At 71.7% G+C, this 14,800-nt stretch carries 11 protein-coding genes; 6 read left to right on the top strand and 5 right to left on the bottom strand.

Annotation, left to right across the window (positions count from 1 at the left end):
- The first annotated feature begins 1 nt into the window (after position 1).
- Positions 2–184, top strand: coding sequence for a hypothetical protein (locus tag ASE15_RS14610; RefSeq protein WP_200960562.1), 183 nt, complete (start codon positions 2–4; stop codon positions 182–184).
- Between the two features lie 242 nt (positions 185–426).
- Here the strand turns inward: ASE15_RS14610 and ASE15_RS14605 are convergent, their stop codons facing one another.
- From ASE15_RS14605 to ASE15_RS14590, 4 genes are all read right to left on the bottom strand, one after another.
- Positions 427–2,598, bottom strand: a complete 2,172-nt coding sequence (locus ASE15_RS14605; RefSeq protein WP_082618471.1) for an acyltransferase family protein — start codon at positions 2,596–2,598, stop codon at positions 427–429.
- Positions 2,599–2,702: 104 nt separating this feature from the next.
- Positions 2,703–3,635: a glycine betaine ABC transporter substrate-binding protein gene (locus ASE15_RS14600; protein ID WP_056764019.1), complete on the bottom strand. Its 933-nt coding sequence runs from the start codon at positions 3,633–3,635 to the stop codon at positions 2,703–2,705.
- Positions 3,636–3,729: 94 nt separating this feature from the next.
- Positions 3,730–4,605 (bottom strand): proline/glycine betaine ABC transporter permease, encoded by an 876-nt coding sequence (locus ASE15_RS14595; RefSeq protein WP_056764017.1) that lies wholly within the window; start codon positions 4,603–4,605, stop codon positions 3,730–3,732.
- The gene (locus ASE15_RS14590) at positions 4,602–6,035 is read right to left on the bottom strand and encodes a glycine betaine/L-proline ABC transporter ATP-binding protein (RefSeq protein ID WP_082618500.1); all 1,434 of its coding nucleotides are present in this window, start codon (positions 6,033–6,035) and stop codon (positions 4,602–4,604) included. Before ASE15_RS14590 ends, ASE15_RS14595 begins: the two co-directional genes overlap by 4 nt.
- 680 nt (positions 6,036–6,715) lie before the next feature.
- Here ASE15_RS14590 and ahcY point away from each other — a divergent pair.
- From ahcY to ASE15_RS14565, 5 genes are all read left to right on the top strand, one after another.
- Positions 6,716–8,239: an adenosylhomocysteinase gene (gene ahcY / locus ASE15_RS14585; protein WP_056764014.1), complete on the top strand. Its 1,524-nt coding sequence runs from the start codon at positions 6,716–6,718 to the stop codon at positions 8,237–8,239.
- Between the two features lie 208 nt (positions 8,240–8,447).
- Positions 8,448–9,884, top strand: a complete 1,437-nt coding sequence (locus ASE15_RS14580; RefSeq protein ID WP_082618470.1) for a hypothetical protein — start codon at positions 8,448–8,450, stop codon at positions 9,882–9,884.
- A 130-nt stretch (positions 9,885–10,014) separates the two neighbouring features.
- A complete protein-coding gene (locus ASE15_RS14575) occupies positions 10,015–11,511 on the top strand; it encodes a sensor histidine kinase (protein WP_235534443.1) in 1,497 nt (498 codons plus the stop codon).
- Positions 11,512–11,623: 112 nt separating this feature from the next.
- A complete protein-coding gene (locus ASE15_RS14570; RefSeq protein WP_056646060.1) occupies positions 11,624–12,283 on the top strand; it encodes a response regulator transcription factor in 660 nt (219 codons plus the stop codon).
- A gap of 225 nt (positions 12,284–12,508) precedes the next feature.
- Complete coding sequence (locus ASE15_RS14565) at positions 12,509–13,987, top strand: acyltransferase (protein WP_056764012.1); 1,479 nt, start codon at positions 12,509–12,511, stop codon at positions 13,985–13,987.
- Here ASE15_RS14565 and ASE15_RS14560 read toward each other — a convergent pair.
- Positions 13,899–14,720, bottom strand: coding sequence for an RDD family protein (locus ASE15_RS14560; protein WP_056646067.1), 822 nt, complete (start codon positions 14,718–14,720; stop codon positions 13,899–13,901). The genes ASE15_RS14565 and ASE15_RS14560 overlap by 89 nt on opposite strands.
- Positions 14,721–14,800 lie beyond the last annotated feature (80 nt).

Raw genomic sequence — 14,800 nt, 5'->3', positions numbered from 1 at the left:
CATGCAGATCGAGCCGTGGGTCCGTGAGGCACTGCGTTGCCCCGTGACAGGGGCGACGTTGATCGACGGGACCGGCCCCGACGGGAGCCCCGAGCTCCACTCGACGGATGCCGTGCGCCCCCTCGCGTATCCGGTCCGCGACGGGATCCCTGTGCTGCTCGAGGGCGACGCGCGCAGCCTGTAGGGCGCCCAGCACCACGACGCTCCGAGCGATCTGGCACGAGAGCCCGGCGGCCCCCTCACAGGTGGGTGCCGGGCTCTCGCGCGTCGCGCGAGGACGTCGCCCCTGACAGCGACCGGCACGACGAGGTTGCAAGGAGCTGTCCGACGGCTGACACGGCGATCGCCGAAGATGCATGTCCCCGTCGGTGGCAGGGCGTTGACCGGACGGGCGCGTCGATCACGCGAGACCTTGCGAGGGCGTGATCATCCGAGCGCAGCTGCGCCGGCACGGTCGACGGCTTGCGCGAGGAGCGGCGCGAACTCCTTGGCGAAGAGGCGGTTGAGGTGATCGGGATCGAAGTAGACGGGCATCCCACCGATCACCGCGTAGCACGAGGCGTCGTCGCAGAAGTAGCTCGTCAGATCGACCACATGCACTCTCGGGTCCTCCATGCTCGACGCCGCGACGAGCATCGGGTCAAGGGGCTGGGCGACCTCACGGTCGACCTTGCACGCCTCAGGGTCGTCTGGGTGGAGGACGACGCAGCTCGGGTCGCGAACTGCCGCGTTGAGCGGTGGGTCGGAGACGACGAAGACTGGGATCCCCGCTGCGGTCCACGGTCCCCAGTAGGACTGGAAACCTTCGCGGTACTGGTCGAGCTGGCTCCGCCCGCTGCCGTCGTCGACGTCCTCACCTCGTGCGAAGCTCGAGGTGAGGACCATATCGGGGGTGGTCTCGAGGATGTCGCGGTGCAACCCCTCGCTCCACAGCCTGCAGGTCTCGACCTTGGCGGCCGTGTCGGGAGTGCCCCGATAGCCGACGTACGAGACGTGCGCCGGGGGACAGGCACCGAGGAAGCTCGTCGTCAGACGCCACCCGCGCTCACGGGCGAGCTCGAAGGCTGCCGCCTGCCACTGCTGCGCGTGAGAGTCTCCGACCAGCCACACCTCAGGTGGGGCCGGTGCGCCGTCGGAGAAGTCGCACACGCGGGTCGTCAGGGTGTCGCCGAAGGAGAGCCGATCGAGCAGGTCCCCGCACTCGGGCGGCATGTCCCAGTACTGGTTCACCTCGCCCATCACAACGGTCGGCGCGGGGCCGAACGGGTCGGTGCATCCTGAGCCCTCACGCAGCGCGAGCGGGCCGGAGCAGTCGGCGAGCTCCTCGGCATGGGACGCGGCAGTGACCGCGGCCTCCTTCTCCGCATCGACAGCGAGGGACTGCAGGCCCCAGGTCAGGGCACCGATCGCGAGCATCCCGACGAGCATGAGACCGAAGGACCGCCGTGGCTTCACCGAGGCCCATCTCCAGGTCCGGGCGCGGTCCTCGACCGCGACCTTGGTGAGCCAGGCGAGGGCGAGCGAGAGGACCAGCAGCCCCACCTGATCGACCCAGCCGACCGGTCGTGCGAGGGCGAAGGGTGCGAGGACGATGAGCGGCCAGTGCCAGAGGTAGACGGAGTACGAGACGTCACCGAGGAACTGCACGGGACGTCTGGCCGTGACGATGTCGTGCAGCAACGGTGCTCGCCGCATGCCGGCCACGATGACCAGCGCGGTACCGACTGCGGGCACCAGGGCGGTCCACCCCGGGAAAGGGGTCGCCGTCCCATAGAGGAACGCCGAGCCGATGATCATGGCGAGCCCCAGGAGGGCGAGGGGATCTGCGAGCGCGCGACGGGGAGAGAGGTGTCGGGCCGCGAGCGCGACGAACGCCCCCAGCCCGAACTCCCAGACCCTGACGGGCGTGACGAAGTAGGCCTCGTTCGGGTGGGTGCTGGTGTAGACGATGCTGAAGGTCAGCGAGGCGACCCCGAGGACCACCATCGCGATCGTGGCGACGGCGCGAGGCGAGCGGCCAGAGCGTCTGCCGATCAGGTAGAGCGCACCGAGCAAGACCGGCCAGACGAGGTAGAACTGCTCCTCGACCGACAACGACCAGTAGTGCTGGGCGACCGTGGCCGATTCGTTGAGGGCCGAGTAGTCGACCGATTTCGCAGCCAGTACCCAGTTCTCGACGTAGAAGGCGCTCGCGGCGACCTGCTGGGCGTTGGCCGACCACTCGGAGAACGGGAGGAAGGCCCACACGCCGACCGTCGAGACGGCAAGCACGAGCAGGGCGGCCGGGAGGAGACGCCGGACGCGTCGAGCGTAGAACTGCGAGAGCCCGACCCTGCCCGTTGCCTGGAGCTCCTTGGTCAGGTGCGAGGTGATGAGGAAACCGGAGATCACGAAGAAGACGTCGACGCCTACGTACCCGCCAGGGAGACCGCGCGGCCACAGGTGGTTGGCGACGACGGCACCCACGGCGATGGCCCGCAGCGCCTGGATGTCGGTCCTTGCCCCAGTGCTGGGGCGACGGCGTGGCGCGTCCGAGAGGCCGGAGGCGGGTGTGGTGGCGGAGCGAACCTCGTCGGCGGGTCCTCTGAGCACGTGCATTCCCATCATGGTAGGGGGTGTGCGGGCGCGGCTGTGCTCCGGCCGTCCTCCGGGGCCGGCACCCCACATGGGGTGCCGGCCCGCCGCGTCTCGCGACCGAGGGATCAGCCGTTCGCGGCGGCCTTCAGGTCGTCGACGAACGTCGGGTTGGCCTCGAGCCACTCGCGCACCGAGGCGTCGTTGTCCGAGCCCTCGTTCTCGTTGAACATGATGTTCTCGAGCGAGAAGAGCTGCTCGTCGCTCAGCGTGAGCGCCGAGATCCAGGACGCGACGTCAGGGTGGTCCGCGGTGAAGCCCGTGCGGGCGACCGAGTGGATCTTCTCGGCGTCACCCATGGCGCCCTCGGGGTCCTCGAGGTCCTTGACGGGGAACGCGTCGTAGGCCCAGTGCGGCCGCCACAGCGTGACGGCCACGTTCTCGCCCGCGTCGGTCTTGGCCTTGAGCTCGGCAAGCATGGCCGGGGTCGAGGAGATGACGAAGTCCATGTCGTCCAGGCCGTAGGTCGGGATGACCTCGTCCTGGGTGATGCGGGTCAGACCCGCGCCGGACTCGATGCCGACGATGCGGTTGCCGAACAGGTCGGCGTTCGCGGCGAGCTCGTCGAGGCTGTCGATCGGTGCGTCCTCGTTGACCGCGATGGTCAGCTTGGCGTCGTCGTACCAGTACCCGAGGTCCTCGAGGTCGTCGCCGTACTGCTCCTGGTAGTCGGCGTGCGTGAGGGGCAGCCACATGTCGAAGTTGACGTCGAAGTCGCCTCCCGCCATACCCGTGTAGACGATGCCGGGGTCGGCCGTCTCGGTGCGGACCGTGTACCCCTCGTCCTCGAGGATGGCCTTGAACAGGTGCGAGACCGCGATGCCCTCGTCCCAGCCCGTGTGGATCGCGATGGTGATGTCCTTGCTGGGCTCGGCGGAGGCCGAGCCGGAGCCGGAGTCGGTCTCGCCCGAGGCGCAGGCCGCGAGCCCGAGGCCGAGGGCGAGCGAGGAGGCGACGATCGCGGTGCGACGACGGGCCTGGTGGTGACGTGCGGGAGACATGCTGTCCTTCCTTCGGGGGCGGGCCGCTGGCGCGGCCGCGCCCGCCTGGGTTGGTGGTGGTGCAGGGGACGTGCGGGCCCGGACGGACCGGGGGTCAGACCGCGCTGGCCGCGAGGGCCTTGGCGACGGGAGAACGGGTGCTGAGCGCCGAGGTGACGCGGTCGAGGAAGACCGCGAGGATCACCACGGACAGCCCTGCCTCGAACCCGAGCGAGATGTTGATGCGCTGGAGGGCTGCGACGACGTCGCCTCCCAGGCCGCCTGCGCCGACCAGGCCGGCGAGCACGACCATCGAGAGCGAGAGCATGATGACCTGGTTGACGCCGGCCATGATGGTCGGCATGGCGAGCGGGAGCTGGATCTGGCGCAGGATGCGGCCCGGCGTCGAGCCGAACGCGTGCCCGGCCTCGACGACCTCGGAGTCCACCTGGCGGATGCCCAGCTCGGTGAAGCGGACGCCTGGGGCGAGGGCGAACACCACGGTCGCGACGATGCCGGGGACGGCGCCCGTGAGGAAGATCATGACCATCGGGATGAGGTAGACGAATCCCGGCATGGTCTGCATGAAGTCGAGCACGGGCCGCACGACGCGTGAGACCTTGTCGTTCCGGGCGGCCCAGATGCCCAGCGGGATGCCGATCGCGAGCGCGATCACGCTGGCGACGAGCACGAGGGCGAGCGTCGCCATCGCGTTGTCCCACTGGTCGACGCCCGCGATGACGACGAACCCGACGAGGGTCGTGACGGCGAGCCTCCACCCCTTGGCGAAGAACGCCAGGGCGGCCAGGACGAGCGCGACGACGACGAACGGCGGGCCCTGGAGGACGGCCGCGAGGGCGTCGTAGCAGGACAGCAGGACGTCCTTGACGACCGCGAAGAAGGGCTTGAACGCGGCGATGAGCCAGGTGACGAAGACATCGACCCAGTCGCCGAACGGCAGGCGGGGGACGAACGTGTCGGTGGTGCTCATGCGCTCGCTCCTTCCGTCGTGGGGGCGTCGTGCGGGGCGGTCGCGCCCTCGGCCGCGTCGGTCCCAGGGGTGGGCCGGTCGTCTGTGTTCCCGTCGGGCCCGACGGTGTCGCTCTCGTCGAGCGTGGGCGGCACCATCGCCTCGAGCAGGGTCACGCGGGGGATCACGCCGACCAGGCGGTTCCTGTCGTCGGTGACCGCGACGGGAAGAGGGGACTCGGCCGCGGGGGCGAAGAGCTCCGCGAGGGGGGTGTCGACGCTCACGGGAGCGACGCCGTCGTGCACGATCGACTCGATGCTCGTGTGGTCGCCGCCCGACTTGAGGAGAGCGACCGCGTCGTCGTCGCGCACGACGCCGCGCAGGACGCGCTGCCGGTCGACGACGTAGGCCGCCGACACCTGCGCCTCGCGCATGGTGCGGCTCGCCACGCGCGGGCCACCGCCGAGCGGGACGACCGCCGTGGGGCGGACCATGACCGACGAGGCGGTCAGGACGCGGGTGCGGTCGACGTCGGCGACGAACTGCGCGACGTAGTCGTTCGCGGGGTCGGAGAGGATCTCCTCGGCCGTGCCGATCTGGACCGTGCGGCCGTCGCGCATGACCGCGATGCGGTCTCCCAGGTGCATGGCCTCGTTGAGGTCGTGCGTGATGAAGATGATGGTCTTGCCCAGGGTCTGCTGGAGATCGAGGAGCTGTTCCTGCATCTCCCGGCGGATCAGCGGGTCGAGCGCGGAGAAGGCCTCGTCCATGAGCAGCACGTCGGTGTCCGCGGCCAGGGCGCGGGCCAGACCCACACGCTGGCGCATGCCGCCCGAGAGCTGCGAGGGCAGCGAGTCCTGCCAGCCGCCCAGGCCCACGAGATCGAGGGCCTTCTGTGCCTTTTCTCGGCGCTCGGCCTTGCCCATGCCCTGGATCTCGAGCGGGTACGCGGCGTTGTCCAGGACCGTGCGGTGCGGGAGCAGGGCGAAGTGCTGGAACACCATGCTCACGCGGCTGCGGCGCAGGGCGCGCAGCTGCTTGGCGCTGACGGTCGCGAGGTCGGCGTCGCCCAGGAGGACGTGGCCGGCCGTGGGCTTCCACAGGCCGTTGAGCATGCGGATGAGGGTGGACTTGCCCGAGCCGGACAGGCCCATGACCACGAAGATCTCGCCCTGCTTGACGTCGAAGCTCGCGTCGATGACCGCAGCCGTGCCGAGAGGCTTGACGTCGGTACGGCTTGCGCCCTCCTTGAGGCGGCGCACGGCCTCCTGCGGGCGGCGGCCGAAGACCTTGTAGACGCCCTGGACGCTCACGGCCACAGGGCGGTCGTCGGGAAGGGCGGCGGCGCCGTGCGCGCCGGGGTACGGCTCGGTCTCGACCGGGAGCAGGACCGGCGCGGTGCTCTGCCCGGTGCTGCTGTCGGTGCTGGTGCTCGTGCTGCTGGTCGTCATGCTGGCGGTGCTCGCCACCTTCCACGTGTCATGGCGGTTCCGGAACGCTCCGGGGAGGGCGCCAGGGAGACCTGGCAGCGACCTCCCGGTGCGCTCAGCGCCGTCAGGCGCGTCACGGTCCACCGGATCGTGGCCCGCTGCCGGGGGCCGCCCGGGAGGGCGGCCGCCGCGAGACGCTGCGGGCCGTGACCTGTCGCCGGACGGCATGGCGCCGGGCCGGGACAGGTCGATCTGTCTCCTGCACCCTGCCCGATCCCAGGGCGAATTGCTACCGAGTGAACGGTGTGCATGGCGGTTTCCGGGGAGATGCTTGACTGTTCAATCGTTGCGAGCGCGCGGTTTTGACCATTCACAGGATCGTTACCGCTTCGTGATCTTGAATTGGTCAAGCAGATTTGTTATCGCGCGCGGGCGCGAACTGTTCTACGGCTGGGTGTCGGGTTTCTACGGCTGGGTGTCGGGTTTCTACGGCTGGGTGTCGGGTTCGGCCCCCCGGTGACCGTCGCAGGTGCGCGAAGTCGTCGGGCAGGGACGACGCGCCCGACGGGACCTGACCCGCGCGGGCGCCTCGACTGCTCGGGGAAGATGTCCGTCGGTGCTCGCCGTGGTCACCACCGGCGCCCGACGAGCCGCCCCCGGTACTCTGGAGCGACACCGTCAGAACCGTCGTTCGGAGCACCATGTCTTCTGCCACGCCCGCCGCCCAGGCCTCCTTCGACGAGGTCCCGGGCCGTTACAAGGTCCGCGACCTGTCCCTCGCCGAGGCGGGTCGCCACCAGATCCGCCTGGCCGAGCACGAGATGCCCGGGCTCATGGCGCTGCGCGCGGAGTTCGGCACGTCCCAGCCCCTGGCCGGCGCCCGCATCGCCGGCTCGCTCCACATGACCGTCCAGACGGCCGTCCTCATCGAGACCCTCGTCGCGCTCGGTGCGCAGGTGCGCTGGGCGAGCTGCAACATCTTCTCGACGCAGGACGAGGCCGCCGCGGCGATCGTCGTCGGCCCGCACGGCACGCCCGAGGACCCGCAGGGCGTCCCGGTGTTCGCCTGGAAGGGCGAGAGCCTCGAGGAGTACTGGGACTGCACCGAGCAGATCCTGCTGTGGCCCGGGGAGCAGGGCGCCAACCTCATCCTCGACGACGGTGGCGACGCCACGATGCTCGTCCACCTGGGGCTCCAGTACGAGCGCCTCGGCACGGTCCCCCCGGACACCCTGCCGGGCGAGCCGGACCACACGCACGAGATGAACGTCGTGCGCTCGGTCCTGCGCCGGGCGCTCGCGGCCGACCCGCTGCGCTGGACCGGCATCTCCGAGCAGCTGCTCGGCGTGACCGAGGAGACGACCACGGGCGTGCACCGCCTCTACCAGCTCGCCGAGTCGAGCGAGCTGCTCTTCCCGGCGATCAACGTCAACGACTCGGTCACCAAGTCGAAGTTCGACAACAAGTACGGCATCCGCCACTCGCTGCCCGACGGCATCAACCGTGCGACCGACGTCCTCATGGGCGGCAAGGTCGCGTTCGTCGCGGGCTACGGCGACGTGGGCAAGGGTGCTGCCGAGGCCTTCCGCGGCCAGGGTGCGCGCGTCATCGTGTCCGAGGTCGACCCGATCTGCGCGCTGCAGGCCGCGATGGACGGCTACCAGGTCGCGCGCATCGAGGACGTCCTGAGCGAGGCCGACTTCTTCATCACGACCACGGGCAACAAGGACGTCGTCACGGCCGAGCACATGACGGCGATGAAGAACAAGGCGATCGTCGGCAACATCGGCCACTTCGACAACGAGATCGACATGGCCGGGCTCGCTCAGGTCCCGGGCATCACGCGCACCGAGATCAAGCCGCAGGTCCACGAGTGGACGTTCCCGGCCGCGGGCGACGAGGAGCCGCGCTCGATCATCGTCCTGTCCGAGGGTCGACTGCTCAACCTGGGCAACGCGACGGGCCACCCGTCGTTCGTCATGAGCAACTCGTTCTCCAACCAGGTCATCGGTCAGATCGAGCTCTTCGAGGACAGCAAGCGCCCGGAGGACGAGCGGACCTACGAGCGTCAGGTCTACCGCCTGCCCAAGGTCCTCGACGAGAAGGTCGCGCGCCTGCACCTCGACGCGCTGGGTGTGCGCCTGACCGAGCTCTCGACGAGCCAGGCGGACTACCTCGGCATCCCGGTCGAGGGCCCGTACAAGCCGGAGCACTACCGCTACTGAGCGGGACGCGCGCCCCTGAGCGAGGGGCCCGACGACGGAGGCCGGGTTCCGGGAGGAGCCCGGCCTCTCGTGCCGGTCACCGTGGGTGGACGTGCCGGGCGACCTCGGCGAACGGGGGCGGCGCCCACCGCGGCGTCCGCCACCCCGAGCGCACCCCTCCCTCCTGCGCGAGGATGTACCCAGCACCGCGCGCTGACAGGAGAAGACGATGGCGACCGTCCCGAGCGAGCCCACGATCAGCGACCCCGAACGAGCCGAGCTCGAGGCCCTGCGCGCCGAGGTCCAGCGCCTGCGGGCCGAGCGGACCGCACCCCCACCGTCGCCCGGAGCGGCCGTCGCCGCCCCTCACCGCCACTGGGTCCGCTGGACCGCGGTGACGGTCCTCCTGGTCCTGGCCGGGGTCCTCATGCTGGGCTCGGTGCTTGCCCGCTACGTGCGCGGCGAGATCCTCGACACCGACCACTACGTCGCGACCGTGACCCCGCTGGGCTCGGACCCGGCGATCCAGGCCGAGATCAGCACCAAGGTCAGCGACGCGATCCTCGAGCGGATCGACCTCGAGTCGGTCACGACCCAGGCGCTGACGACCCTCACGCAGAACGCCGAGCGCCTCCCGCCGCAGGTCATGGGACTGGCCCCGCTCCTCGCGAGCCAGGGCGAGTCGTTCGTCCGCTCGACCGTCGACCGCATGGTCACGTCCCCGACGTTCGAGGAGCTGTGGATCGTCGCCAACCGTCAGGCGCACAAGAACCTCGTCTCGGTGCTCACGGGGGAGGGGGAGACCTCCGTCACGGCTGACGCGAACGGGCAGGTCACGCTCTCGCTCGGACCCATGATCGACGAGGTCAGCAAGCGGCTCTCGGCTCGCGGCTTCACGTTCGTCGACAACCTCCCGTCGATCAACCCGCAGTTCGTGCTGTTCACCTCGGACGACGTCGTGACGGCCCAGCGTGCGGTCGCGTTCCTGAACAAGGCCGCGAACGTCCTGCCCTGGCTCTCGCTGGCCGTGGCGGTCTGCGCGGTGTGGGCTGCGCCGCGCGGCGGGCGTCGACGCGCGACGGTCCTGGCCGGCGTCGCCTACATCGTCGCGATGGCGCTGCTCGCGATCGGGATCACCGTGGGGCGGTCCCTGTACCTGAGCGCGGTTCCGTCCGACGCGCTGTCCCCGTCGGCCGCGACGGCCCTGATCGACGCGGTCCTCGTCCCGTTGCGCACCTCGCTGCGCGCCGTCTTCGCGTTCGGTCTGGTCGTCGCGCTCGCGGCCTACCTCACGGGCTCCAGCCGCTCGGCCGTCGCGGTGCGCGGGGGCTTCAACTGGGCGGTGCGCGCCGTCAGCCGTGGCCACGCGGGCGACGGCGGGCGCGCCCCGCACCCGTTCGAGATCTGGGTCGCGAGGCTGCGCTGGCCTCTCGTCGGGCTCGTCCTCGCGGGGGCGCTGACCGTCCTGGTGTTCTCGCGCTACCCGAGCGGGAGCACGATCCTCCTCATCGCCCTGGTCGCGGCTGCCCTCGTGATCGCGATCCAGGTGGTCTCCGCGCCTGCGCGCGGCGTGACCAGGACGACGCCCGAGGAGGGGGCGAGCGCCGCCGTCGGGCAGGGGACCGCCGAGGCCCTCGAGGAGCCCCCGGTCCCCACGACCCGCTGAACGTGCCGTCGTGCACGGGGGACATCCCCCGTGCACGACGGCGGAGCGCACCCTGGGCGCGCGGGCGCGAGTCGGGAAGACTGGTGGCACCGCTCGAACCAGATGCAGGAGTCCTGACACCATGTCTGCTGTGACCTCCCCCCAGCCGCTCGGCGACGCCGCGCCCACCGACGGGCCTTCGGGCCCGCTGGCGCCCGCCGAGCCGTCCTCGGCCGCGCCGTCCCTGTCCGGCGCGCCCCCCGCGCCCGCAGGCTCCCACGTACAGACGGCTCGTCCGCCCCGCCCGGGACGGGTCCCGGTGCCGGTCGACCCGCGCTACACGGACCACCGCGAGGACGTCGGCTTCCTGCGGGCCCCCTTCGCGCGGAGCACGTGGCGCGAGTTCGGGTACATCTGGCTCTCGTTGTTCGTCGCACCCGTGGCCTTCACCTACGCGATCTTCACCGTGAGCTTCACGGTCGGGATCCTCGTGACGGTCGTCGGGCTGTTCGTGACGGGCGCGCTCGTCCTCGGGGCCCGCGGCTGGGGCGGTATGTACCGCACCATGGCGCGCTCCATGCTGTCGATCGACGTCCTGGCCCCGGCCCCCTACGAGCGCCGCCGAGGGTTCTGGCGCGTGCTCTGGTCGACCGTGTCCGACGGGCCGGGGTGGCGCGCGCTGTCGTTCATGCTCGTGAGCTTCGTGCTCTCGATCGTGTCGTTCGTCGTGAGCGTGACCTTCTTCTTCACCGCGGTGGGCGCCATGACGCACTGGTACTGGGCGCAGTTCCTCCCGCTCCAGGAGGCGGCCGACGGCACGTGGCACCGAGGCGCCCAGATGGGCACCGACTGGTTCGTCGACACCCCGATGCGGCAGTCGGCGCTCGCGGCGGCGGGCGTCGTGCTGTGGTGGCTGTGGCCTCAGCTCGTCCGGGGCTTCGCCCAGCTCTTCCGCCTGCTCACGATCAACCTCCTGGGTCCCACGCGCGCGAGCCTGCGCGTCCGCGACCTCGAGAAGTCCCGCGGCCGGACGGTCGAGGACGCCGACGCCAAGCTGCGCCGCATCGAGCGCGACCTGCACGACGGGACCCAGGCCCGGCTCGTCGCGGTCGCCATGCAGCTCGGCGAGGCCAAGGAGCAGCTCGCCTCGGGCGGCGACGCGACCGAGGCGCTCGACCTGGTCGACAGCGCGCACGCCTCGACCAAGGAGGCGCTCGTCGAGCTGCGCGAGCTCGCGCGGGGCATCCACCCGCCCGCGCTCGACAACGGGCTCGCGGTCGCCCTGGAGACGCTCGCCGCGCGCTCGCCGCTGCCCGTGACGGTCGACGTCGACCCGCGCGTCGCCCCCTCGCCCGCGGTCGAGACCATCGCCTACTTCTGCGTCGCCGAGCTCGTGACCAACGCCGCGAAGCACGCCCGCGCGTCCGGGGTGTACGTGCTCGTCGAGGAGCAGGGCAGCACGATGCGCCTGCGGGTGCGCGACGACGGGCAGGGAGGGGCCCGGGTCTCGACCCCCGACGCCCAGGGGCACCGCTCGGGCCTCGCCGGACTCGAGGAGCGGGTCCGCTCGGTCGACGGCACGTTGGAGCTCGTGAGCCCGGTCGGTGGGCCTACGGTGGTCACCGTGACCCTGCCGAGCAGGGTCTGACCCCCGCGCGTCCCTCGGGGCCGAGCACGGCCCCGGAACCCCGGACCGCCGCCCCTGCGGGCTGCGCGGCGGTCCTGCACCACGCTGACCCACGACCAAGAAGAGGTACACCGTGCGGCTCGTCATCGCCGAGGACTCCGTCATCCTGCGCGACGGGCTCGTCGCGCTGCTCACGCGCCGCGGCCACGAGGTGGTCGCGGCGGTCGGCGACGGTGAGGCACTCGTCGCGGAGGTCGGGAGGCTCGCGGTCCTGGGCGAGCTGCCCGACGTCGTCATCATCGACATCCGCATGCCCCCGACCTTCACCGACGAGGGGCTGCGCGCGGCCTTGGCCCTGCGGGAGTCCTCGCCCGGGCTCGGGGTGCTGCTGTTCTCGCAGTACGTCGAGACGCGCTTCGTGAGCGACCTGCTCACGGGCGGCGCGGAGGGCGTGGGCTACCTCCTCAAGGACCGGGTTGCGGACGTGAGCGAGTTCCTCGACGCGCTGACCCGGATCGCGGCAGGACAGACGGTCCTGGACCCCGAGGTCGTGAGCCAGCTCATGGGCGCCTCGCGCCTCGACGACGGCCTGGGACGGCTGACGCCGCGTGAGCGCGAGGTGCTCGAGCTCATGGCCCAGGGACGGTCCAACACGGCGATCGCCGAGAGCCTGTTCCTGTCCTACGGCGCGGTCGAGAAGAACGTGACGTCGATCTTCGGCAAGCTCGGCCTGCCGCAGGACGCGGGGGACCACCGGCGGGTCCTCGCGGTGCTCAGGTACCTGCGGGACTGAGCCCGAGGTGGCGGTGTGCCGGCGGGACCGCTCGCGTCGCACGGACTCGTTGTCAGAAGCGCACCGGGGTATGGCCCGGCCACGTTCTGACAGCTGATCCGGGGGACAGCCCCCGCACCAGCTCGCCGGATCGCCTCCACGGCCTCGGGGGCGGCTCCCCTTCTGGGACGAACCGGGATCTTCAAGACTGACAGGGAACCTGATCCCCGTCTCGAGGAGCATCCCGTGGCCGTCGTCGACGCCCCCTCCGCCCCGTCCGCCCGGCCCGCCCGGCCGGCCACCCTGCCCGACCGCACGGCGGGCCACATCGAAAGCCCCGGCAGCGGTCCCGGCGGTGTCGGTACCCGCCCCGCCCAGGTCTCGGGCAAGATCCCCGCGAGCGGACCGCACGACCCGACGCTCCGCCGTCGGGCCTCCGCGTCACGCGGCGGCGCCGCCCGGCGCGACGTGTTCGTCGACGCCGTGCGCGCCCTCGCGACCCTCGCCGTCCTGAGCGTGCACTGGCTCATGCCCGAGGCCACGTGGGACGGCGAACGCCTGGGTATCGGCAACGCGCTGTCGCACGGCGGCGCGTGGACGCTCACGTGGGTCCTGCAGGTCCTGCCGCTGCTGTTCTTCGCGGCGGGCGCGTCCGCGGCGTACCAGCTCTGGCGCACCGGCACGGCCGAGGGGCCCGACGGCGCCGCTCACCTTCCGACCGCACGTCGCCAGGGTGTCGTCACGGCCGGGTGGGACGTGGTCCGTCGTAGGCTCCCGCGGATCTGGAGGCCCGTCGCGGCGTTCGTCGGTACGTGGGCCGCCGCCGTCCTCGTGCTGCCGGCGCTCGGGGTCCCGGAGGAGGCCGTGCGGCAGGTCGCACGCATCGCGCCCCAGCTCCTGTGGTTCCTCGGGGTCTACCTGCTGCTGCTCGCGGTCACGCCGGCCCTGCTGCGCGCCTACCGGACGTGGGGGTGGCGCCTGGTCGTGATCGCCGTGGCCGCGCCTCTGCTCGTGGACGCGCTGCGCTTCGGGGCGGGCGTGGACCAGGTCGCGGTCGTCAACGTCCTGCTCGGCTGGGCCGTGCCCTACGTCCTGGGGATCGCGTACGTCGACCTCGTGCGTCGCGACGCGCTGCCCTCGCGCCGAGCCCTCTGGCTCACCGCCGCGGCGGCCCTCGCCGCGATGGCCGGCCTCGTGGTCGCGGGCCCCTACCCGCTGAGCCTCATCGGGATGCCGGGCGACGCGATCTCCAACCTCGGCCCGCCCACGGCCCTCGCCGTGACCCACGCGGTGCTCCAGGTGAGCGTCGCACTCGCGGTGCGCGACGGCGTCGTCCGTTGGGCGCAGGGACGCGGCGCGGTCCTCGTGTCGTGGGTCGCCGCGCGCTCGATGACGCTGTACCTGTGGCACCTGACCGCGATGTTCGTCGTGATCGGCGTGGTCCTGCTCGGGGTGGGGTCGCCGCTGCCCGTGGCCTGGAGCGCCGACTGGTGGGCCAGCCGACCCCTGTGGTTCGGTGCGGCTGCGCTCGTCCTGGGCGCTCTCGCGACGGTCTTCGGCCGGTTCGAGGCCCCGGCGGCCCGGCCGACCGGTCCCGCGGCGGCCCGGGTGGCCGAGCGGGCCGGCTACGGGGCGGTCAGCTCCGAGGGTCGGGCACCGAGTACGGCAGCCGGTGCAGCATCTCGCCCTGCTCGTGCGCGAGCTGCTGCCCCCGCTGCGCCGTGACCCAGTCCCGGCTCCGCCGCTCGGCGAGCACCGCGCACAGGAAGTCCTCGGGGGGCGTGCCGGGCGGCGGGCCGGGGGCGACGAAGCGCTCGATCTTGCCCGCGAGGTCCTGCCCGATCCGCACGCGCGAGGCCGGGTTGAGCGTGGCCGCGCGCCCGAGGAACTGGCGCACCGCGAGGGCCAGGCCGTCGGGGAGCTTGCGCATGTCGGTGTGCGCGGCCCAGGCCGCGAGGTAGGGCGGCATGGCGATCGCGGCGTACGTCGGCCTCCCACCGCGGACGCGGATCGCGTACGTCCCGGCGAGCATGTCGCCCACGCGCTTGCCCTTGTCGTTCGACAACGACGCGATGAGCGCGACCGAGCCGAACGTCAGCCACAGCTCACCCACGCCCACGAGCGCACGGATGAACGCGTGCCGGAAGCGCACCGGACCGCCGTCGTCGCGCACGACGCGGATGCCCAGGGCGAGCTTGCCGAGCGACCTGCCGCGCGAGAGGGTCTCGACCGTCGTGGGGATGCCGACCATCACGAGGACCAGGATCACCGCCCAGAGCGCCGGGGCGAACTCGGGGCTCACCGCGTCGAGCGCCGACCCGGCCGCGGCGAAGAGCAGGGCGAACAGCACGATCCCGATCGCCGTCAGGTCGATCACGGCCCCCAGGGCGCGCGTCACGAACGACGCCGGTCGTGCGTCGAGGACCACTCCCTCGCCGGTCAGGATGCCGTCTTGCACTCGTGCTCCTCGGTCGTGCCTCGTCGAACCTCGTGCCCCGTCGCGCGGACGGCCACGAAGCGGTCCGGCCCACTGTAGGT

Source organism: Oerskovia sp. Root22 (assembly GCF_001429135.1).
Classification (GTDB): domain Bacteria; phylum Actinomycetota; class Actinomycetes; order Actinomycetales; family Cellulomonadaceae; genus Oerskovia; species Oerskovia enterophila.
The sequence above is the reverse complement of the archived record's forward strand: the minus strand, read 5'-3'. Positions and strand labels throughout refer to the sequence as shown.